Origin of the sequence: Dactylosporangium sp. CA-139066 (genome assembly GCF_050936175.1) — a bacterium.
GTDB lineage: Bacteria > Actinomycetota > Actinomycetes > Mycobacteriales > Micromonosporaceae > Dactylosporangium.
Genome location: NZ_JBNJNH010000001.1, coordinates 7266885 through 7287744, shown reverse-complemented (window position 1 = coordinate 7287744; position 20860 = coordinate 7266885). Strand labels below are relative to the sequence as shown.

The window sequence follows — 20860 nt, the reverse complement described above, 5'->3', positions numbered from 1 at the left end:
CTCAGCAGGACGTCTCGGCCGTGTAGGCCTTCACGGTGGCGCCCGACTGGTAGGCGATCTGTGCCGGCCACTGCCGCCACGGCAGCGGCGCGGTCGCGACGAAGATCTGGCCGTCGTAGCAGCGGCTCAACCGCAGTATCGCGCGGGACGCCTGGTCGGGGGTCGTCACGAGGATGACCGAGCGCCAGCCGCGCTCGCGGGCCATGTCGGCGATCGCGCGGGCCTCGCCGCGGGTGGTGTACGGGTCGGGGTGGAAGCAGGTGACCGGCACGTTGTCCAGGCGGCCCTTGTAGCACCAGGTCGTGTCCACCTCGTCGACGGAGACCGAGATCGCGGCCAGCGGGGCGCGGCCCTGCCGGACCAGGTCGAGGGCCACGGGGCGTCGCTCGCCGGGGCCGCCGAGCTCCACGACGGCGTCGGCCCGCGCCGGCAGCGGGGGCAGGTCCGGCCACACGAACAGGCGGGCGATGGTCGCCGACGCGGCCGCGAGGGTGAGGGCCAGGACGGCCGTCACGGCGCGGCGCCGGCGCCGGCGGCGGGCGGGCGGCGGGGCGCTGTCCGTCTCGCTCATCGCGATCAGATTACCCGGGCGACGCCGTGAGTTTGCGCACGGTACGGGCCGGGGGCGGCGGGAAATCGGGGGGCGCTTGGGAGGATCCGGATGTGGCGATGCAAGCGGTGCTCTTCGACATGGACGGGACCCTCGTGGACAGCGAGAAGGTCTGGGAGGTCGGGCTCAACGAGCTCGCCGCCCACCATGGCCGGCCCCTGTCCGCGCAGGCGCGCCGCGCGATGATCGGCAGCAACATGACCGACTCGATGCGCATCCTGCACGAGGACCTCGAGCTGCCGATGACCCGGGCGGCCACGGACGAGAGCGTGGTGTGGCTCGAGGAGCGGGTCAAGGAGCTGCTGCACCAGGGGGTGCCGTGGCGGCCGGGGGCGAAGGAGCTGCTCGCCGCGCTGCGGGGCGAAGGGGTGCCGCTGGCGCTCGTCACGGCCACGCACCGGCACCTCGTCGACGTCGCGCTGCTGACCATCGGGGCCGGCAACTTCGACGCCGTCGTGGCGGGGGACGAGGTCGACGAGACCAAGCCGCATCCGATGCCGTACCTCACCGCGGCGCGGCTGCTCGGCGCCGAGGCGCGCAACTGCGTCGCCGTCGAGGACTCGCCGAACGGCATCCGCAGTGCGCGGGCGGCGGGGTGCGCCGTCCTTGCCGTACCGTGCGAAATTGATCTTGATCCGGAGGGCGTGACGCTGGTCGGGTCGCTGCTCGACGTCGACGTCGACTACCTGCGCAAGCTGGTCGCATAGACGGCGGGGCGCCCGCGGCCGGCAAGCCGCGGGCGCCCCTACCATTCCCCCGGGAAAAGCCCTGCGTCAGTCGTGCGCGATGGCCTGCAGCACGTTGACCCGCGCCGCCCGGATCGACGGCAGCACCGCGGCGATGACGCCGATGACGGCCGCCAGCACCAGGTACGTCGCCATCTGCGACCACGGGAACGCCATCTTCGTGAAACCCTCGTTCTTCAGCGCCCGCACCACCGCGGCGCCCAGGCCCGTGCCGACCGCGAGGCCGAGCAGCGCGCCGAAGACCGAGATGACGACCGCCTCGACGGTGACCATGCGCATCGTCTGCGCCCGGCGCATGCCGATCGCCCGCAGCAGGCCCAGCTCCCGGGTCCGCTCCAGCACCGACAGGGCCAGGGTGTTGATGATGCCGAGCACCGCGATGAGGATCGCCAGGGCCAGCAGCACCTGGATCATCGTGAGCAGCTGGTCGAACTGCGCCGACTGGGCCGCCACGTACTGGGCGCGGTTGGCCACCGACACCTCCGGGTTGTCCTTGAGCAGCGTGTCGACCTGCTGCTGGACCGCGTCCACCGAGGTGCCCGGGGCGACCTTCACGTAGCCCCAGGCCGGCTGCTGGGTGCGGAAGTCCGCGACGACGTCCGGCGAGAGGTACATGCCGCCGGCGACGTTGCTCTTGGCGTAGATGCCCACGACCGTCACGTGGTGTACCTCGCCGCGGCTGAACTGGACGTCGACCGTCTTGCCCAGGGCCAGCCCGCGCTTCGTGGCCGTCTCCGGGTCGACGACGGCCTGGTCCTTGCCGGTGAAGGCGAGCTGGCCCTGCTCGGCGCGCAGCTTGAACATGCCGGCGTACGCCGCGAAGTCCGACACCGCCGTCACGTTGTGCCGCTCGGTGCCGACCTGGGCGAACTCGTAGTACTCGCTGGCCACGCTCGACACGCCCGGGATCTTCGCCGTCGAGGTCATCACGGCCGGGTCGAACGTCGCCGGGCCGTTCTGGTCCCCGTCGCCGGAGATGATCAGGTCGACGGTCACGTCGTTGGCGGCCTGCTGCTTCAGGCTCTGCTTCGCCGAGGCCAGGATGACGTTGACGCCGGTGATGAGCGCCAGGCCGACCATGAGCGCGGCCGCGGTGATCGCCGTGCGGCGCGGGTTGCGGCCCGAGTTGAGCCGGCCCAGCTTGCCCGGCACCGACCAGGAGAACAGCCGGCCGAGCAGGCCGACGACCGGGCGGGCCAGCAGCGGCGTGAGCAGCGCGACGCCGATGAACGTGATGAGGACGCCGCCGAGGATCAGCCACAGCGTGGTGGTGCCGCTGCCCTTGCCGGCCAGGCCCAGGCCCAGCAGCGTGCCGCCGGCCGCGCCGACGAGCGCGCCGCTGATCGTGAGCTTCGTCAGCGGCCGGTCGGGCGTGGCCACCTCCTGCAGCGCGGCGATCGGCGGGATGCGGCTGGCCCGCAGCGCCGGCATGACCGCCGCCACCACCGTCACGACCAGGCCGACCACGAAGGCGCTGATCACCGCGGCGGCCGGCACGCCGACCGAGGCCAGGCTCACGCCCGTGAGGCTGCCGAAGAGCGATGCCAGCAGTACGCCCACGCCGATGCCGGCGGCCAGGCCCACCACGGAGGCGATGAGCCCGATCGCGACCGCCTCGGTGAGCACCGAGCCGAGCGTCTGCCCGCGGCTGCCGCCCAGCGCCCGCATGAGCGCCAGCTCGCGGGTCCGCTGCGCCACGATGATCGAGAACGTGTTGAGGATGAGGAACGTGCCGACGAACAGCGCCACGCCGGCGAAGCCGATGAGGATGTTGTTGAAGAAGCCGAGGCCCTGCTTGAACGACGCGCTCGTCGCCGCCTGCAGCTGGGCGTTGGTCTGCACCTTGTAGGTGTCGCCGATCGCCGCGGCGATCCGGTCGCGCACCTGGTCGTGGGTCACGCCCGGCTCGGTCTTGACGTCGATGCTGGAGTACACGTTCTGCTCGCCGAGCATCAGCTGCTGGGCGACCGGCGTGGTGAACGCGACCTCCAGGGCGCCGCCCAGGGAGTCCCGGTTGCCGCTGTACCCGAAGATGCCCACCAGCTTGAACATGCGCTTCGGCTGCAGGGTGAGCACCCCGACCTCGTCGCCGACCTTGATCCCGGCGTTCTTGGCCGTCTCGGCGTTCACCGCGATCTCGTCGTCGGCGCTCGGGCCGCGGCCCTCGCGCAGCTGCAGGAAGTCGCTGGTGCCGGTCCAGTTCTCGCCGATGCGGGGCGGGCCGAACGTCGTGACGACCTTGCCGTTCCTGCCGATGACCCGCGCGCCGTCGGCGGAGGCCGACGCGGTCACGCTCGCCACGCCCGGCACCGCCTTGACCTTGTCGACCAGGTCGGCCGGGATGTTCGTGACGGTGTCCGGGGCGTCCATCTCGGCGCCGCCGATCTTCGGCTTGTGCGTCACCTGCACGTCGGTGCCGGCGTACACGGAGGCGAAGAGGCTGTCGAAGGAGCGGCCGAGGGTATCGGTGAGCACGAACGCCCCCGACACGAACATCACGCCGAGCACGACCGCCAGCCCGGACAGGATGAGTCGCAGCTTGCGCGACAGCAGGCTCTTGATGGTGGCCTTCAGCATCGCCGTCAGCCCACCTTGTCCAGGCGCTTCAGGCGGTCCAGGACGGCGTCCGCGGTCGGCGCGTAGAGCTCGTCGACGATGTGGCCGTCGGCGAGGAACACGACCCGGTCGGCGTAGGAGGCCGCGTTCGGGTCGTGGGTGACCATGACGATCGTCTGGCCGAAGTCGCGCACGGAGTTGCGCAGGAACGACAGCACCTCGGCGCCGGAGCGCGAGTCGAGGTTGCCGGTGGGCTCGTCGGCGAAGATGACCTCGGGCCGCGACACGAGGGCCCGGGCGCACGCGACGCGCTGCTGCTGGCCGCCGGAGAGCTGGCTGGGCCGGTGCTTGAGCCGGTCGCGCAGGCCGACGGTGTCGATCACGGTGTCGTACCACGCCGGGTCCGCCTTGCGCCCGCCGATGGACAGCGGCAGCAGGATGTTCTCCTCGGCGGTCAGCGTCGGCAGCAGGTTGAACTGCTGGAAGATGAACCCGACCTTCGTGCGCCGCAGGTTCGTCAGCCCCCGGTCGGACATATCGGTGATCTTGGTGTCGCCGACGTACACCTGCCCCCGCGTCACGGCGTCGAGCCCGGCGAGGCAGTGCATGAGCGTGGACTTGCCCGAGCCGGACGGGCCCATGATGGCGGTGAAGCGGCCCTTCTCCAGCTCCACCGAAACCCCCGCGAGCGCGTTGACCTGCGCCTCGCCGGAGCCGTAGACCTTCCACACGTCGACCGCCCGCGCGGCCACCTCGGTGCGCGTCGCAACCGATGCAGTCATGATTCCCCCTGGTGAATGGTGTGCACTCATCGTCGGGGCGGCGGGGCCGGGAAACGTCCGCCCGTGGGCCTAGCCGGCCACGGATATTGCGCTGGGGGAGCGTCCCCTAGCCCGGGTCAGGGTCAACCCCGACCCGGGTGCCACAGGTTTCTCAGACACGCCACATGAACAGGGCCGCGGCCACCCGGAGGCGGCCGCGGCCCTGGTCGGTCCGCGTGCGGTTACTCGTAGGCGATGGCGCCCAGCACGTTGAGGCGCACGGCCCGCACCGACGGGATGAGGCCCGCGATGCCGCCGACGATGATGGAGGCGATGAAGTACACCACCATCAGCCCCCACGGCAGGGTGACCGCGCCGAAGCCCAGCACGCTCTTGAGCGCGGACACGATCGCCGCGCCGAGCCCGGCGCCGACGGCGAGACCGAGGACCGTGCCGAACATCGTGATGACCACGGACTCCGTCGTCACCATCCGCCAGGTCTGCCCGCGCCGCAGGCCGACCGCGCGGAGCATGCCCAGCTCGCGGGTGCGCTCGATGACCGACAGCAGCAGGGTGTTGATGACGCCGAGGATCGAGATGGCCAGCGCCACCAGCAGCAGCACCTGCACGATCACCAGCGCGTAGTCGAAGCCCTGCAGGTTGCTCTTGATGTACTCGTCCTTGGTGTACGCCTGGACCTGCGGGTTGTCCTTGAGGATGTCGTTGACGGCCGCCTTCGCGTCGGTGACCGACGAGCCGTCCTTGACCGACATGAACACCTGCCACGCCTGCGGGAAGGCGAAGCCCGCCTTCGCGTCGTCGTAGCTGATGACGATGCCGTCGCCCAGGGCCGACTCGCCGGTGATGCCGACGAGCGTGAGCTGCTTCTGCGCGCCCTTGGTGAACTTCACCGTGATGCTGTCGCCGAGCTTGAGCTTGCGGTTGTCGGCGGTCTTCTTGTCCACCACGAACTCGCCGGAGCCGATCCGGTCGGTGCGGCCCTGGTCGGTCTTGAGCTGCAGCACCGACATGCCCGCCGCCGGGTCGAAGTAGGCGTACACGAAGCCCGGCTCGCCGTTGACCTCGACCTGGTCGACGGTGACCGCGGCCACCGTCTTGGCCGCCGGCAGCGCCTCGATCCTGTCCAGCTGATCGTCGGAGACGACCGGCGGCACGTCGTTGGTCCGCTGGCCGAGCACGACGACGTCGGCCGCCAGGTCCTTGTTCACCGTGTCGCCCAGCGCCGTGGACAGCGACGTGAAGATCGTGCTGATCGCCGTGACGATCGCGATGCCGATCATCACCGCGCCGGCCGTGATCGCCGTGCGGCGCGGGTTGCGCGACGAGTTGCGCTTGCCGAGCTTGCCCGGGATCGACCAGGAGAAGAGCGAGCCGAGCACGGCCACCAGCGGCTTGGAGATGATCGGCGTCAGCAGCGCCACGCCGATGAGCAGGCCGAGGACGCCGCCGAAGACCAGCAACAGCGTGCCGCCGCCGGCGCCGGCCAGGCCCCAGCTCAGCGAGCCGATCGCGAGCGCGGTGATGACCGAGCCGAAGATCGTGAGCTTGGTCAGCGGCCGGTCCGGGGCGGCCGACTCGCGCATCGCCGCGATCGGCGCCACCCGGGACGCCTTGACCGCCGGCATGAGCGCCGCGACGATCGTGACCCCGATGCCGATCGCGAACGACGCGATCACCGCCGAGATCGGGAAGCCCAGGCTCGCGACCTGGGCGCCGTCGGCCAGGCTGACGAACGCCCGCGCGCCGCCGGCCCCGAGGCCGAGGCCGACGAGGAAGCCCAGCGCCGAGCCGATGACCCCGATGATGACCGCCTCGAGCAGCACCGAGCGCAGCACCTGGCCCCGGGCCGCGCCCATCGCCCGCAGCAGCGCCAGCTCCTGCGTGCGCTGAGCCACGATGATCGAGAACGTGTTGAGGATCAGGAACACGCCCACGAGCAGCGCGACGGCGCCGAAGCCGAGCAGGACGTAGTTGAAGTACTTGAGGATGTCCTTGATCGCCTTGCTGGACTCCTCGGACAGGTCCTTGCCGGTCTGCACCACGAACCCGCTGCCGAGCTCGGCCTTGATGTCGTCGCGCAGCTTGTCGTCGCTGACCCCGGACCTGGCCTTGACGTCCATGACGTTGAACTGGGTGTGCGTGGTGTCGCCCAGCATCGACTCCTGGGCGCGGGGCGTGGTGAAGAAGATGGCGCTCTCGCCGGCCATCGAGTCACGGCCGCCGGTGTACACCATGATGCCCACGATCTTGTACGTCGCCCGCTTCTGGTCGCGGGTGATGACGTCCATCGAGTCGCCGACGTTGAAGCCGGCCTTCTTGGCCAGGCCCTTGTTGATGACGATCTCGTTGTCGGACCGGGGTCCCTCGCCCGTGTACAGCTTCACCAGCTGGTCCTCGCCGGTCCAGTTGGCGCCGAACTCCTGGCCGGTCTGGTTGATGACGACCTTGTTGTTCTTGCCGATCGGCATGGCCCCGTTGAGGAACACCTGGCCGGTGGCCTTCTGCACGCCGTCGACCTTGGCGACCCGGTCCACGACCGAGGCCGGGAACGGGGTGACGGGGTTGTTGCCGCCGCCCTGCTGCTCGATCTGGTTCTTCGCGGAGATCTGCACGTCGGTGTACGTGTAGATGTTGGCGAACAGGTTGTCGAACGTGCGCCCGAGCGTGTCGGTGAGCACGAGCGAGCCGGACACGAACATGACCGACAGCACGACCGCGAGGGTCGAAAGCGTCAGCCGCAGCTTGCGCGCCAGCAGGCTTTTGAGGGTTGCGCGCAGCATGGGGTCAGGCCACCTCTTCGGCCATGCGGCCCGCCGCCGTGTCGAGGCCCTTGAGCTTGTCGAGCAGGGCGTCGGCCGTGGGCTCGCGCAGCTCGTCGACGATCTGGCCGTCGGCCAGGAAGATGACCCGGTCGGCGTAGGAGGCCGCGTTCGGGTCGTGCGTCACCATGACGATCGTCTGGCCGTACTCGCGCACGGAGTTGCGCAGGAACGACAGCACCTCGGCGCCGGAGCGCGAGTCGAGGTTGCCGGTGGGCTCGTCGGCGAAGATGACGTCGGGCCGGGCGACGAGGGCCCGCGCGCACGCGACGCGCTGCTGCTGGCCGCCGGAGAGCTGGCTGGGCCGGTGCCCGAGCCGGTCGCCGAGCCCGACCGTCTTGATCACGGTGTCGTACCACGCCGGGTCCGCCTTGCGGCCCGAGATGGACAGCGGCAGGAGGATGTTCTCCTCCGCGGTCAGCGTCGGCAGCAGGTTGAACTGCTGGAAGATGAACCCGACCTTGGTCCGCCGCAGGTTGGTCAGCTCCTTGTCGGACATCCCGGTGAGCCGGGTGTCGCCGATGAAGATCTCCCCGCGGGTGACCGAGTCGAGGCCCGCGAGCGTGTGCATCAGCGTCGACTTGCCGGACCCGGACGGCCCCATGATCGCGGTGAAGTGCCCGCGCTCGAGCTCGACGCTCACCCCGTGCAGCGCGATGACCTGAGCCTCGCCGCTGCCGTACACCTTCCACACGTCAACTGCGCGGGCGGCGACGCCGTCCCCGTTCGTGACAGTCGTGGTCACGCTCAGCTCCCCCTTGAAGTGGTACCCCTTGTCCTGTCCACTTCAAGCTAAGGGCGCCCCGCACCCCGTCCCTCGTCCCTGGGGACGACCTCACGACCCGGGCCGGACCAGGCCCGTCTCGTACGCGAGGACGACGGCCTGTACGCGATCGCGGAGCCCCAGCTTCGTGAGCACGTGACCGACATGGGTCTTGACGGTGGTCTCGCTCACCGACAGTGCACGGGCGATCTCGGCATTGGACAGCCCCTTGGCCAGTTGTACCAGGACCTCGCGCTCCCGGTCGGTCAGAACGCGCAGGTCGCGCGGGGGAGCGGCGTCCGGATCGGGCAGCGCGTCGGCGAACTTGTCCAGCAGCCGCTTGAGGATCCGCGGCGCCACGACCGCCTCCCCGGCCGCCACCGTGCGGATCGCGATGACCAGGTCGTCGGCCGGCACGTCCTTGGCCAGGAACCCGCTGGCCCCGGCCCGAAGGGCCCCGACGACGTACTCGTCCAGGTCGAACGTGGTGAGGATCAGCACCCGCACCGGCAGCTTGGCCTCGACGATCGCCCGGGTCGCGGCGACCCCGTCCATGCGCGGCATCCGGATGTCCATGAGCACCACGTCGGGCAGCAGCCGCCGCGCCAGTTCCACGGCCTCGACCCCGTCGCCGGCCTCGGCCACGATGTCGAGCCCCGGCTCGCCCCCGAGCACCATCCGGAACCCGGTGCGCAGCAGGGGCTGGTCGTCGGCGAGCAGGAGCCGGATGGGACGCGCCTCGGTCAACTCGCCAACTGCCTCTCTACCGGCACCTCGATGGGGATCCTCGCGTGGACACGGTATCCGCCGCCGGGCCGGGGCCCGGTGCGCAGGGTCCCTCCGTACAGCATCACGCGCTCCCGCATCCCGAGCAGCCCGTGCCCGACGGCCGCCGTCCCCAGCTGCGGCCCGCGCCCGGTGTCGCAGATCTCCACGGTCACGTCGGCCGCCCCGAACGTCAGCCGCACCTCGACGGTGGCGGCCCCCGCGTGCTTCAGGGCGTTGGTCAGGGCTTCCTGCACGATCCGGTACAGCGTCAGCGACACGCCCGGCTCCAGCGGCCCCGGCTCCCCGTCGACCCGCAGCAGCGCCGGCAGCCCGGCCTCCTGGATCTGTTCGACCAGCCCCTCAATGCCGGCCAGCCCCGGCTGCGGCGCCAGCTCCCCGGCCGGCTCGGCCTCGGTGCGCAGCACGCTGAGCAGCCGCCGCATCTCCCGCAGCGCCGTGCGCCCGGTCTCCTCGATCGTGGCCAGCGCCTCGTCGGCCGCGTGCGGGTCCCGCTTCAGCATCCGCCGCGACCCGGTGGCCAGCACCCCCATGACGCTGACGTGATGCGCGACGACGTCGTGCAGCTCACGCGCGATCCGCCGCCGCTCCTCGGCCACCGCCTTCTCGGTGAGCGCCCGCTGACTGGTCTCCGCGGTCCGCGCCCGGTCCTCCAGCGCCGCGATGTACGCCCGCCGCGTCGCCACGGTCCGCCCCACGGTGAAACACACCAGCGCGCTCATCGTGTTGAACGTCAGGAAGATCTTCACGTCCGGGTAGAAGGGCGTGCTGCCCGCCCGCCCGAGCACGCTGGCCAGCGCCATCCCCGGCAGCCACATGAGCGCCGCCGCCCCGAGCGCCCGCCGCGGCGGCAGGTACACGGCCACGGTGTAGGTCAGGACAATGATCCCGAGCCCACCCTGAACCAGACTGAGCCCGGCCGCGAACGGCGTGACGACGTGCAGCGACGTCCACAGCACGGCCCCCCACAGCCACCGCCGCCGAAACGCCACCCCGACGAGCCCGAGCGCGCCGTACACCAGCTGCCAGACGAATTCCGTGACCCCGACCCGCGTCGCGGTGACGACCTCGAGGCTGGTGCTGAAGAGCATGAGCCCGATCGCGAGCACGATGTCCTGGGCGAACGGATCCCCCCGCCACCTGAACGTCTCCCGGACCCACCGCACGCTATCGACGGTATCGGCACGCACGCGGCCCGCTTTCATCGCCGCGCCCGACGCCCCCTCCTCCTCAGGGAGGACCCCGCAAGCCGCAGGGATGACGCGTCGCCACCGCCGGGAAGGGGTGCGGTCCTGACGTCGACCCGTGCCCGGACAGCTCCGGCCCGGTGACCTGAGCCACTGCCCAGGGTCAGGCGGGGCTTTCGGAGACGCCGACCCGTGCCCGGACAGCCCCGGGCCGACGACCGCAACCAAATGCCCAGACAACGCGCCATGCTCGTGCCACCACGGACCTGGCAGGGAGACGCCCCAGCGTCGACCGGTGTCTGGTGGGAACAACGGTCGCAGGTTGCACGGACCCGAGCCAAGAAGAGGGTGACCATCCCCCGGCCCCGGCCCCCCGGAGGTTTTCAAGAGAGCCGAGGTCAGTCCCGCTCCACGACCACCTCACCCACCGGCTCCGGCGCCGGCGACGGAAACGGCGGCGGCGTCCCCCCATACGACGGGCACAGCGCCTGATGCGCACACCACCCGCACAACCGGCTCGGCTTCGGCCGGAAGTCGCGGTTCTGCGTCGCCAGCTCGATCGCCTGCCACAGCGCCAGCAGCGTGCGCTCGAAGCGCACCAGGTCGTCGGCGTCCGGAGCGAAGTCGCAGACCTCCTGGTCGCGCAGATACATGAGGCGCAGCACGCGGGGCACGACGCCGCGGGTGCGCCACAGGACCAGGGCGTAGAACTTCAGCTGGAACATCGCGCGGGCCTCGAACGCCTCGCGGGGCGCGCCGCCGGTCTTGTAGTCCACGACGCGCAGGTCGCCGGCGGGGGAGACGTCCAGGCGGTCGATGATGCCGCGGATGACCAGGCGGCCGTCGACCTCGGCCTCGACGTAGGCCTCGCGGTCGCCGGGCTCCAGGCGGTTGGGGTCCTCGACGGCGAAGTAGCCCTGCAGCAGCTCGGCGGCGCCGGACAGGAAGTCGTCGGGGGAAAGGGGCGGGTCGGTGAAGATCGTCGCCAGCTCCGGCTCCTGCTCGACCAGGCGCTGCCACTGCGGGGCGACCAGGGCGGCCGCGGCGTCCGGGGTGCGCTCGCCGGCCGGGGCGTCGAACAGGGCCTCGAGCACGGCGTGGACCAGGGTGCCGCGGGCCTGGTCGGCGGTCGGACGCTCGGGAAGCCGGTCGATGCTTCTGAACCGGTACAGCAACGGGCAGGTCTTGAAGTCGGCGGCGCGCGACGGCGACAGGGTTGGCAGGGCGGAGGTAACGGGCACCGTCATGCCCAAGAGGTTAAACGTGGGGTACGACGAAAACGCGCATCGAACCCCTCAGCCCGTAGCATCGGGGGCGATGGACGAACACCGCACGGCATCCGCGCCGGCGTCGCCGGCCGCCCGCGCCCAACCGCGGGAGCGCGGCGCGGGCATTCCGCTGGGCCGGGTGGCCGGCGTCCCGGTCTATCTGGCGCCCTCGTGGCTGCTGCTGGCGGCGCTGATAACCCTGACGTACGGCACGTTCATGCAGGCCCGCAGCCAGGAGAGGCTGCCGTTCACGACCGGGGTCGTGGTCGGGTTCGGGTTCGTGGTGTGCCTGCTGGTCTCGGTCCTGCTGCATGAGCTCGGGCACGCGGTGACGAGCCGGCGCAGCGGGATCGGTGTGCGCGGGATCACGCTGGAGATGCTCGGCGGCTACACCGAGATGGAGCGCGAGGCCCCCCGCCCGGGCGTCGAGCTGCTCGTGTCGCTGGCCGGGCCGCTCGTGTCGCTGGTGCTCGGGGTGCTCGCCGCCGGCGCCGCGGCGATCCTGCCGACCGGCGGGATCGCGGCGACGTTCGCGTTCCAGCTGGCGCTGTCCAACGTCGTGGTCGCCGTGTTCAATGCGCTGCCGGGGCTGCCCCTGGACGGCGGGCGGGCGCTGCAGGCCCTGGTGTGGAAGCTCACCGGCGACGCCAACGTCGGGCGCGTGGTGGCCGGGTGGATCGGGCGGCTGCTCGCGCTGGGCACGGCCGCGCTCGCCCTGCTGCTGTGGAAGTTCCAGCCCTTTCATCACGCGTACTTCGGGATGGCCTTCACCCTGCTCGTCGCGATCACCATGTGGGTCGGCGCGGGCCAGGCGATCCGGCACGCCCGGGCGGCCGCCCGGCTGCCCCCGTTCAGCGCCCGCGAGCTGGCCCGGCCCGTCGTCGCCGTCACCGCCGGCACGCCGCTGGCCGAGGCGGACCGGATCGCGGCCCTGGGCGACGAGCGCGGGCCGGTCGTCGCCGTGGTGGAGGAGTCCGGGAGCATGATCGGGTTCGTGCACGGGGCGCGGGCGCGCGCGGTGCCGGCCGAGCGCCGGCCGTGGGTGCCGATCGTCGACGTGACCCGGCGCCTCGACCGGCACCACGTCCTGCCGGGTGATCTTCGCGGCACCGACCTGCTCATGGCGATCAGGGACGACCCGGGCGGCGACTACCTGGTGGTCACCGGGGAGGATGTGCACGGCGTCCTGCGCGGCGCCGAGCTCGTCTCCCTCGTGGCCCCGACCCGGCGGCCGCGCAGGCCGACCGTCCGGAGGAACAGCGCGTGAGTGTGGAAAGCCCCGTCGAGACCCCGTCCGTCGTGCGCCGGGGGCCCTTCCGCCCGGGCGACCGGGTCCAGCTCACCGACCCCAAGGGGCGGATGCACACCATCGTGCTGGAGGCGGGCAAGGAGTTCCACACCCACCGCGGGCGGCTCGCCCACGACGATCTCATCGGCGCGCCCGACGGCAGCGTGGTGACCTCGACCGGCGGCACCGCCTACCTGGCGCTGCGGCCGCTGCTGGCCGACTACGTGCTGTCGATGCCGCGTGGCGCTCAGGTGATCTACCCCAAGGACGCGGCGCAGATCGTGGCCATGGGCGACATCTTCCCCGGTGCCCGGGTGCTGGAGGCCGGGGCCGGCTCCGGCGCGCTGACCTGCTCCCTGCTGCGGGCGGTGGGCCCGGCGGGGAGCGTCACGTCGTACGAGATGCGGGAGGACTTCGCCGAGATCGCCCGGCGCAACGTCGAGGCGTTCATCGGCGCCTCGCCGAACTGGTCATTACGCGTGGGGGACGTGGCCGGCTGCGAAGATGCCGGGTTTGATCGGATAATCCTGGACATGCTCACGCCGTGGGAGATCCTTCCGCTCGTCTCGCGGGCGCTCATTCCGGGCGGGGTGTTCATCGGCTACGTGGCAACAACACCCCAATTGTCGGAGTTGGTGGAGGCCTTGCGCGAGGATGGTGGGTACACCGAACCTCGAGCTTGGGAGAGCCTGGTGCGCGACTGGCACGCGGAGGGCCTGGCCGTCCGGCCCGATCACCGCATGATCGCGCACACGGCGTTCCTGGTGAGCGCGCGCAAGCTGGCACCGGGCGTGACGGCGCCGCCGCGCCGGCGCAAGCCGAGCAAGGGGGCCGAGGCGTACGCGGCACGGCGGTTGGCGGCCGCCGCGGCCGCTCGGGCAGACGAGGAGGCCGAAGCGAATGAGCCGACCGAGCTTCAGTGACCTACCCGCGGTCTTTCCCGACTGGTCGCCGTATCCCGACCTCGAGTCGGCGGCCCGGGCCTACCTGCGGGACCCGGACATCGCCTTGGATGCCATGGCGGGTGTACTGCGAGGTCAGAGCGTTCTGGGCTTCACCCTCGAACGGTTCGTGAACGACGTCAACGGGGTCTGGCAGGAGGTCGTCGTCTGCGACGGCAACCGGCTGATCCTCTGGCACGGCGAGGACATCCCGCCGGAGGAGGCGCCGCCGGGGTCGATGACGTCGTCGCTGCGGGTGGTGGCCCTCTCGGCGGTGACCGAGGTGGGCTGCCGGCGGCGGATCAGCCGCAACCCGAACGGGTCGCACCGGGTCGACAGCGTCGACGTGTATCTGCTGCTCACGTCGCTGGACGAGGCCAACGTGGCGGCGGAGGAGGCCGGTTCGGTGATCCGCCACGACGCGCTGCGCTTCGGCAAGACGCTGGACGACGGCGGGGCCGGGCAGATCGCCCGGCTGGAGGAGTTTGCGCGCCTGGTGAGCTCGCTGGTCGGCAAGCCGATGCTCTAACAGCGCAGCTCGGCCGCCGGTGACGGAAATCGCAGGTCAGTCCGCGTTGGGTCCGGCGACGGGGGCGTCGTCGGACTGGCGGTGCACGTGGATGCAGTCGCCGGGGCACTCCTTGGCCGCGTCGATGACCTCCAGCCGCAGGTGGGCGGGGACGTCGGCCCGGCTGCCGGGCGCCAGCTGCAGCTCGCCGTCGGGGCCCTTCACGTAGGCGAGCCCGTCGACGTCGAACTCGAAGACCTCCGGTGCGTACTGCACGCACAGCCCGTCACCGGTGCACAGGTCCTGGTCGACCCACACCTGCAAAGAGTCCTGAGAAGTCTCCACGCTCACGTTCTTGACGCTACCCGACGGTTCCGGAACCGTGCAGGGGGCCGTGACACACGCCGCAGTAAGCCGGAAAGGGTGCTGGATAGGGCCCGTCGAGCATCCCGGATTTGTAAACACCCTGTGGCGCACGTGTTCGAGGGGGCCTGAACCGCCGATCAGCAGTTAGTGTTAGAGCACAACGTTCAAAGCCCCCGGGGAGGTGGGACGTGGCACGCAGCGACGACGCGGAGACGCGCGCCGCACGATGGGAGAAGGACGCCCACGATCTCTCCACGCAGGTCGCGTTTCTTCAGGAGGAACTCGCCCTGGTGCGGCGCAAGCTGACGGAGACTCCGCGACACGTGCGACAGCTCGAGGAGCGGCTCGCCGCAGCGCAGGCGCAGATTGCCCGGCTGACCGAAAACAATGAGCGGCTCGTGGCCACCCTCAAGGAGGCCCGTGCCCAGATCGTGACGCTGAAGGAGGAGGTTGACCGCCTGGCGCAGCCGCCGAGCGGTTATGGAGTCTTCCTCGCCCGCCACGACGACGGAACCGTCGACGTGTTCACAGGCGGGCGCAAGCTGCGCGTGGCAGTCTCCCCGGCGATCGAGACCGAGGAACTGCGCCGAGGCCAGGAGGTCCTGCTCAACGACGCCCTCAACATCGTCGACGCGCTCGGGTTCGAGCGGGCCGGTGAGGTCGTCATGTTGAAGGAGGTCCTCGAGGGCGGCGACCGTGCACTCGTCATCTCGCACGCCGACGAGGAACGGATCGTCCACCTGGCGCACACGCTCGCCGACGCGCCGCTGCGCGCCGGCGACTCGCTCATGATCGAGCCGCGCTCGGCGTACGCGTACGAGCGCATCCCGAAGAGCGAGGTCGAGGAGCTGGTCCTGGAGGAGGTGCCCGACGTCGACTACCACGACATCGGTGGACTCTCCCCGCAGATCGAGCAGATCCGCGACGCGGTGGAGCTGCCATTCCTGCACGCGGACCTTTTCCGGGAGCACAAGCTGCGCCCGCCGAAGGGCGTGCTGCTCTACGGGCCGCCCGGCTGTGGCAAGACGCTCATCGCCAAGGCCGTGGCCAACTCGCTGGCGAAGAAGATCGCCGAGCAGCGAGGCGAGGAGAAGCAGACCAGCTACTTCCTCAACATCAAGGGTCCTGAGCTGCTCAACAAGTACGTCGGCGAGACCGAGCGGCACATCCGGCTGATCTTCCAGCGGGCCCGTGAGAAGGCCAGCGAGGGCACGCCGGTCATCGTGTTCTTCGACGAGATGGACTCCGTGTTCCGCACCCGCGGCTCCGGCGTCTCCTCCGACGTCGAGAACACGATCGTCCCGCAGCTGCTCAGCGAGATCGACGGCGTGGAGGGCCTGGAGAACGTCATCGTCATCGGCGCGTCGAACCGGGAAGACATGATCGACCCGGCGATCCTGCGCCCCGGCCGGCTCGACGTGAAGATCAAGATCGAGCGGCCGGACGCCGAGGCGGCCAAGGACATCTTCTCGAAGTACATCCTGACCGACGTACCGCTGCACAAGGACGACATCGCCGAGCACGGCGAATCGCCCGAGGCGACGGTCGCCGCCATGATCGACGCGGTCGTGCTGCGGATGTACTCCGAGACCGAGGAGAACCGCTTCCTCGAGGTGACCTACGCCAACGGCGACAAGGAGGTCCTGTACTTCAAGGACTTCAACTCGGGCGCGATGATCCAGAACATCGTCGACCGGGCGAAGAAGATGGCGATCAAGGACTTCCTCAGCAGCGGCCAGAAGGGTGTGCGCCTGCAGCACCTGCTGGACTCCTGCGTCGACGAGTTCCGCGAGAACGAGGACCTGCCCAACACCACCAACCCGGACGACTGGGCCCGCATCTCCGGCAAGAAGGGCGAGCGGATCGTGTACATCCGCACGCTCGTCTCCGGCGGCAAGGGCGCCGAGGCCGGCCGCTCCATCGAGACGGCAACCAACACCGGCCAGTACTTGTAACTCGAACGAGGGACGGGCGGGCGACCTGCAGAGGGTCTCCCGCCCGTCTTTTTGCGCGCGGACGGCTATTTGCGACAAGTCGGGCGCTGCGCGCCACGACTTGTCGGATTTATGCCCCGTCAGGGTATAAACGCGACATAGAGCGCCGGCGACGTCAAGATCATGTCCGGCAGCGCCATCGCCAGAGTGCTGTGCTCGGCCGCGGTGTATCCCCACAGCGCGCAAAGCGCTCAGGCTCGTCGCGGCGCAGCCGTGCTGGGGGCGGACGGCTCGGGCCGTCACAGTGCTCGTTGGCCGGCGACGGGCACGTCGATCGGTCGGGGACGAGGCCGCTCGGCGGGCTCATCCGCCGCCGGGCGCCAGGGCAGGTTTGAGCGGAGTTCCCCGGTCATGAGAAACGGAGCGCCCGAGCTGCCACGCGGGGAAGGCCGCTGATCGGCACGATCGATCGGTCGTGGACGAGACCCGCTGAGAGGACTCATTCGTCGGCGAGCGCGCCGCTGCAGGTGTTGAGGGGGTTCGGGTGGAGCGGAGCTCCCCCGGCTATAGAGAACGCAGCGGAGCCCCCCCGGCGTCAGAAACACAGCACGAATAAATACAGCCCGGGCAGTGCGAGCCGGGTGGCACGTCATGCGACTAGGGTTGTGGCATGAGTGTGCGGCGCGTGATGGGCACCGAGGTCGAGTACGGCGTGTCCGTGCCCGGCCAGCCGGGTGCCAACCCGATGGTCACGTCCTCCCAGGTGGTCAACGCCTACGGCGCGCGGCCCGAGCTCAGCAAGAACGGGCGGGCCCGCTGGGACTACGAGGAGGAGTCGCCGCTGCGCGACGCCCGCGGGTTCACCTACTCGGGCGCGCTCTACGACCCGGCGGAGGCCCTCGCGGACGAGGACCTCGGGCTGGCCAACGTGATACTGACCAACGGCGCCCGGCTGTACGTCGACCACGCCCACCCCGAGTACTCCACGCCCGAGGTGACCAACCCGCGCGACATCGTGCTGTGGGACAAGGCGGGCGAGCGGGTGATGGCCGAGGCGTCCCGGCGCGCGGCGACGATCCCGGGCACGCTGCCGATCCACCTGTACAAGAACAACACCGACAACAAGGGCGCGAGCTACGGCGCGCACGAAAACTACCTCATGCGCCGGCAGACGCCGTTCGCCGACATCGTGATGCACCTGACGCCGTTCTTCGTGACGCGGCAGATCGTGTGCGGCGCCGGGCGGGTCGGCATCGGGCAGGACGGGTCCGGGCCCGGGTTCCAGATCTCCCAGCGGGCCGACTTCTTCGAGGTCGAGGTCGGGCTGGAGACCACGCTCAAGCGGCCGATCATCAACACGCGCGACGAGCCGCACGCGGACGCGGACAAGTACCGGCGGCTGCACGTCATCATCGGCGACGCCAACCTGTCGGAGATCTCGACGTACCTCAAGGTTGGCACGACGTCGCTCATCCTCGCGATGATCGAGGAGAAGGTGCTCTCGGGCGACCTGGGCATCGCCGATCCGGTGACGGAGCTCAAGTCGGTGAGCCACGACCCGTCGCTGAAGCACCTCATCCGGATGCGCGACGGGCGGCGGCTGTCGGCGCTGGACATCCAGTGGGCGTTCTACGAGCGGGCGCGGGCCTTCGTCGAGGAGCGGCAGGGCGCCGACGCCGACGAGATCACCCTCGACGTGCTCGACCGGTGGGAGGACGCGCTGGACAAGCTCGGGCGCGACCCGATGCTGTGCGCCGGCGAGCTGGACTGGGTGGCCAAGCTGCGGCTGCTGGAGGGCTACCGCGAGCGGGAGTCGCTCGGCTGGTCGTCGCACAAGCTGCAACTCGTCGACCTGCAGTACTCCGACGTCCGCCCGGAGAAGGGCCTCTACCAGCGGCTGGTCGCCCGCGGCTCGATGGCGACGCTGTTCACCGAGGAGGAGGTCCAGCGGGCGATCGTCGAGCCGCCGGACGACACCCGCGCCTACTTCCGCGGCCGCTGCCTGGCCAAATACCCCGCCGAGGTGGTGGCGGCGAGCTGGGACTCGGTCATCTTCGACGTGGGCCGGGAGTCGCTCGTTCGGGTGCCGATGATGGAGCCCGAGCGAGGGACGAAGAAACACGTCGGCGCGCTGTTCGACAAGTGCCCGAGTGCGAAGGATCTGCTGGAGGCGATCACTTCCGGGTAAGTTCGATGCAGCGGTTCGTTGGTGGTCCCCCCGAGGAGGATGAGTCATGGCTACGAGGGATACGGGCGGGCAGTCCCAGTCCGGGAAGTCCCGGCGCGACGAGGAAGAGGACGTCGTCGCGCCTGAGGTCAACCCGGAGACGGCCGAGCGGGTCGAGCAGCTTGGCGAGGACGTCGACGACCTCCTCGACGAGATCGACTCCGTGCTCGAGGAGAACGCCGAGGAATTCGTCCGCGGATACGTGCAGAAGGGCGGCGAGTAGCCGCTCCAGCGCCGCCCGTCCGGTCATCAACCGGGCGGGCGGCGCCTGTTCGCCCACAGCGTTGTGGCGCGCCGCTTGCGAGCCCTTCCGCGGCGTATTGTTGCCACACAGCAGTCGATCACCGCACCCATCACCTAGGAGGAGCTTCCGTTGCCGACGGGTCTTGACCACTCAGGGCGCCTGCCCGCCGCGTTTCACGCCGCCGGGACCTCGTCGTTCAGCGAGTTCCTCGGCAACGTGGCGCCGGAGCTGCTCCCGGGACGGCGGCCGCTGCCGCCGGGAATGGCGGCCGACGTGAGTGCGCACGCCACCACGATCGTCGCGATCACCTGCGCCGACGGCGTCCTCATGGGCGGCGACCGGCGGGCCACCATGGGCAACCTCATCGCCCAGCGCGACATCGAGAAGGTCTTCGCCGCCGACGCCTACTCGCTCGTCGGCATGGCCGGCACCGCGGGCTTCGGCCTGGAGATGATGCGGCTGTTCCAGGTCGAGCTGGAGCACTACGAGAAGATCGAGAGCAGCATGCTCTCACTGGAGGGCAAGGCCAACCGGCTGGCCAGCATGGTGCGCAACAACCTCGGCGCCGCGATGCAGGGCCTGGCCGTCGTGCCGCTGTTCGCCGGCTTCGACCTCGAGGCCAAGAGCGTGGACAAGGCCGGCCGGATCTTCAGCTTCGACGTCGCCGGCGGCGTCTACGAGGAGCGCGGCTACGACTCGATCGGCTCCGGCTCCCTGTTCGCCAAGTCGTCGCTCAAGAAGCGCTACCGCCCGGGCGTGACCACCGACGAGGCCGTGAAGCTCGCCATCGAGGCGCTCTACGACGCCGCCGACGACGACACCGCGACCGGCGGCCCGGACCTGCTGCGGGGCATCTTCCCGGTCATCATGACCGCCACGGTGGAGGGCACCCGCCGCCTCAGCGACGACGAGACCCGCGCCGTGGCCGAGCAGATCATCGCCGAGCGCACCAACAACCCCGGCGTCTGAACAACCCCGTAGAGACCAGCAGAAGGAGAACTCGCCACCGTGGCCATGCAGTTCTACGCCTCGCCCGAGCAGATCATGCGGGACCGCTCGGAATACGCGCGCAAGGGCATCGCCCGTGGTCGCAGTGTCGTGGTGCTGAGCTACGAGGGCGGCGTGCTGTTCGTCGCCGAGAACCTGTCGACCGCCCTGCACAAGGTCAGTGAGATCTACGACCGGATCGGCTTCGCCGCCGTCGGGCGCTACCCCGAGTTCGAAAACCTGCGCTCGGCCGGCGTGCGCCTCGCCGACCTGCACGGATACTCCTACGGCCGCCGCGACGTGACCGGCCGGCAGATCGCCAACGCCTACGCCCGCACCCTCGGCGCCATCTTCACCCAGGAGCAGAAGCCCTACGAGGTGGAGATCTGCGTCGCCGAGGCCGGCGCGACGGCCGCGGAGGACGAGCTGTACCGGATCACCTACGACGGCTCCGTGCAGGACGAGCCGGGCCTGGTCACCATGGGCGGGCAGTCCGACGCCATCTCCGGCGCCGTGAAAACCCGTCTGCGGCCCGACCAGACGCTCGCTGAGGCCCTGAAGCTCGCCGTTGAGGGTCTGGGTAGCGTCGGCGGCGAGGGCGGCCAGCCGCGCAAGCTGGCGGCCAACCAGCTGGAGGTCGCGGTCCTGGACCGCACCCGGCCGGGGCGCACGTTCCGCCGCCTCACCGGGCTGGCGCTGACGGCGATCCTCGAGGAGCCGGCGGCGGCCAAGACCGAGGACGTCGAGGAGGGGCTCGAGGACAAGCCGCAGCCCCCGGCGTCGCCCAGCACCCCGGCGGACAATGCTTCCGGGGGTACCGAGGAAGACTCCGCCGACACCGAATGACG

18 protein-coding genes are annotated in these 20860 nt (G+C 70.5%); 9 read left to right on the top strand and 9 right to left on the bottom strand.

What is annotated here, in order from left to right; genetic code table 11:
• Position 1 precedes the first annotated feature (1 nt).
• A complete protein-coding gene (locus ACQEVU_RS33495) occupies positions 2 to 571 on the bottom strand; it encodes a hypothetical protein (RefSeq protein ID WP_433330652.1) in 570 nt (189 codons plus the stop codon).
• Between the two features lie 98 nt (positions 572 to 669).
• Between ACQEVU_RS33495 and ACQEVU_RS33490 the strand changes: the two genes are divergently transcribed.
• A complete protein-coding gene (locus ACQEVU_RS33490; protein ID WP_433335184.1) occupies positions 670 to 1317 on the top strand; it encodes an HAD family hydrolase in 648 nt (215 codons plus the stop codon).
• A 66-nt stretch (positions 1318 to 1383) separates the two neighbouring features.
• On the opposite strand, the gene ACQEVU_RS33485 is transcribed toward ACQEVU_RS33490, so the two are convergent.
• The 7 genes from ACQEVU_RS33485 to ACQEVU_RS33455 all read right to left on the bottom strand — a co-directional run bounded on the left by ACQEVU_RS33485 (position 1384) and on the right by ACQEVU_RS33455 (position 11496).
• Entirely contained in the window at positions 1384 to 3933 is a 2550-nt protein-coding gene (locus ACQEVU_RS33485) for an ABC transporter permease (RefSeq protein WP_433330650.1), read from the bottom strand.
• A 5-nt stretch (positions 3934 to 3938) separates the two neighbouring features.
• Complete coding sequence (locus ACQEVU_RS33480; protein ID WP_433330648.1) at positions 3939 to 4694, bottom strand: ABC transporter ATP-binding protein; 756 nt, start codon at positions 4692 to 4694, stop codon at positions 3939 to 3941.
• Between the two features lie 221 nt (positions 4695 to 4915).
• Positions 4916 to 7474 carry an ABC transporter permease gene (locus ACQEVU_RS33475; protein ID WP_433330646.1) on the bottom strand — a complete coding sequence of 853 codons (2559 nt, stop codon included), beginning with the start codon at positions 7472 to 7474 and terminating at the stop codon, positions 4916 to 4918.
• A 4-nt stretch (positions 7475 to 7478) separates the two neighbouring features.
• Positions 7479 to 8258 carry an ABC transporter ATP-binding protein gene (locus ACQEVU_RS33470; RefSeq protein ID WP_433330644.1) on the bottom strand — a complete coding sequence of 260 codons (780 nt, stop codon included), beginning with the start codon at positions 8256 to 8258 and terminating at the stop codon, positions 7479 to 7481.
• 90 nt (positions 8259 to 8348) lie between these two features.
• The gene (locus tag ACQEVU_RS33465) at positions 8349 to 9023 is read right to left on the bottom strand and encodes a response regulator transcription factor (RefSeq protein ID WP_345129515.1); all 675 of its coding nucleotides are present in this window, start codon (positions 9021 to 9023) and stop codon (positions 8349 to 8351) included.
• Positions 9020 to 10228: a sensor histidine kinase gene (locus ACQEVU_RS33460; protein WP_433330641.1), complete on the bottom strand. Its 1209-nt coding sequence runs from the start codon at positions 10226 to 10228 to the stop codon at positions 9020 to 9022. Before ACQEVU_RS33460 ends, ACQEVU_RS33465 begins: the two co-directional genes overlap by 4 nt.
• Positions 10229 to 10647: 419 nt before the next feature.
• A complete protein-coding gene (locus tag ACQEVU_RS33455; RefSeq protein WP_433330639.1) occupies positions 10648 to 11496 on the bottom strand; it encodes a RecB family exonuclease in 849 nt (282 codons plus the stop codon).
• A 70-nt stretch (positions 11497 to 11566) separates the two neighbouring features.
• On the opposite strand from ACQEVU_RS33455, the gene ACQEVU_RS33450 reads away from it, so the two are divergent.
• The 3 genes from ACQEVU_RS33450 to ACQEVU_RS33440 are packed head-to-tail and all read left to right on the top strand — an operon-like array spanning position 11567 to position 14275.
• Entirely contained in the window at positions 11567 to 12784 is a 1218-nt protein-coding gene (locus ACQEVU_RS33450; protein ID WP_433330637.1) for a site-2 protease family protein, read from the top strand.
• The gene (locus tag ACQEVU_RS33445; RefSeq protein ID WP_433330635.1) at positions 12781 to 13728 is read left to right on the top strand and encodes a tRNA (adenine-N1)-methyltransferase; all 948 of its coding nucleotides are present in this window, start codon (positions 12781 to 12783) and stop codon (positions 13726 to 13728) included. Before ACQEVU_RS33450 ends, ACQEVU_RS33445 begins: the two co-directional genes overlap by 4 nt.
• Positions 13706 to 14275 carry a hypothetical protein gene (locus ACQEVU_RS33440; RefSeq protein ID WP_433045632.1) on the top strand — a complete coding sequence of 190 codons (570 nt, stop codon included), beginning with the start codon at positions 13706 to 13708 and terminating at the stop codon, positions 14273 to 14275. Before ACQEVU_RS33445 ends, ACQEVU_RS33440 begins: the two co-directional genes overlap by 23 nt.
• Before the next feature lie 36 nt (positions 14276 to 14311).
• Here ACQEVU_RS33440 and ACQEVU_RS33435 read toward each other — a convergent pair whose 3' ends face one another.
• The gene (locus tag ACQEVU_RS33435) at positions 14312 to 14599 is read right to left on the bottom strand and encodes a ferredoxin (protein ID WP_433335182.1); all 288 of its coding nucleotides are present in this window, start codon (positions 14597 to 14599) and stop codon (positions 14312 to 14314) included.
• A gap of 209 nt (positions 14600 to 14808) precedes the next feature.
• Here ACQEVU_RS33435 and arc point away from each other — a divergent pair, with 209 nt between their 5' ends.
• The 5 genes from arc to prcA all read left to right on the top strand — a co-directional run bounded on the left by arc (position 14809) and on the right by prcA (position 20858).
• Entirely contained in the window at positions 14809 to 16575 is a 1767-nt protein-coding gene (arc, locus tag ACQEVU_RS33430; protein ID WP_433330633.1) for a proteasome ATPase, read from the top strand.
• A gap of 649 nt (positions 16576 to 17224) precedes the next feature.
• Positions 17225 to 18742, top strand: coding sequence for a depupylase/deamidase Dop (gene dop, locus ACQEVU_RS33425; protein WP_433330631.1), 1518 nt, complete (start codon positions 17225 to 17227; stop codon positions 18740 to 18742).
• A gap of 46 nt (positions 18743 to 18788) precedes the next feature.
• Complete coding sequence (locus ACQEVU_RS33420; RefSeq protein ID WP_190257990.1) at positions 18789 to 19004, top strand: ubiquitin-like protein Pup; 216 nt, start codon at positions 18789 to 18791, stop codon at positions 19002 to 19004.
• 150 nt (positions 19005 to 19154) lie between these two features.
• Positions 19155 to 19994 carry a proteasome subunit beta gene (gene prcB, locus ACQEVU_RS33415; protein ID WP_433330628.1) on the top strand — a complete coding sequence of 280 codons (840 nt, stop codon included), beginning with the start codon at positions 19155 to 19157 and terminating at the stop codon, positions 19992 to 19994.
• Positions 19995 to 20033: 39 nt separating this feature from the next.
• The gene (prcA, locus tag ACQEVU_RS33410) at positions 20034 to 20858 is read left to right on the top strand and encodes a proteasome subunit alpha (RefSeq protein WP_433330626.1); all 825 of its coding nucleotides are present in this window, start codon (positions 20034 to 20036) and stop codon (positions 20856 to 20858) included.
• Positions 20859 to 20860 lie beyond the last annotated feature (2 nt).

Bases quoted from the DNA above. Each gene is read 5' to 3' on its own strand.
- ACQEVU_RS33495 (WP_433330652.1), bottom strand. From the start codon at position 571: ATGAGCGAGACGGACAGCGCCCCGCCGCCCGCCCGCCGCCGGCGCCGG.
- ACQEVU_RS33475 (WP_433330646.1), bottom strand. From the start codon at position 7,474: ATGCTGCGCGCAACCCTCAAAAGCCTGCTGGCGCGCAAGCTGCGGCTG.
- ACQEVU_RS33480 (WP_433330648.1), bottom strand. From the start codon at position 4,694: ATGACTGCATCGGTTGCGACGCGCACCGAGGTGGCCGCGCGGGCGGTC.
- ACQEVU_RS33450 (WP_433330637.1), top strand. From the start codon at position 11,567: ATGGACGAACACCGCACGGCATCCGCGCCGGCGTCGCCGGCCGCCCGC.
- ACQEVU_RS33490 (WP_433335184.1), top strand. From the start codon at position 670: ATGCAAGCGGTGCTCTTCGACATGGACGGGACCCTCGTGGACAGCGAG.
- ACQEVU_RS33455 (WP_433330639.1), bottom strand. From the start codon at position 11,496: ATGACGGTGCCCGTTACCTCCGCCCTGCCAACCCTGTCGCCGTCGCGC.
- dop (WP_433330631.1), top strand. From the start codon at position 17,225: ATGAGTGTGCGGCGCGTGATGGGCACCGAGGTCGAGTACGGCGTGTCC.
- ACQEVU_RS33485 (WP_433330650.1), bottom strand. From the start codon at position 3,933: ATGCTGAAGGCCACCATCAAGAGCCTGCTGTCGCGCAAGCTGCGACTC.
- ACQEVU_RS33440 (WP_433045632.1), top strand. From the start codon at position 13,706: ATGAGCCGACCGAGCTTCAGTGACCTACCCGCGGTCTTTCCCGACTGG.
- ACQEVU_RS33420 (WP_190257990.1), top strand. From the start codon at position 18,789: ATGGCTACGAGGGATACGGGCGGGCAGTCCCAGTCCGGGAAGTCCCGG.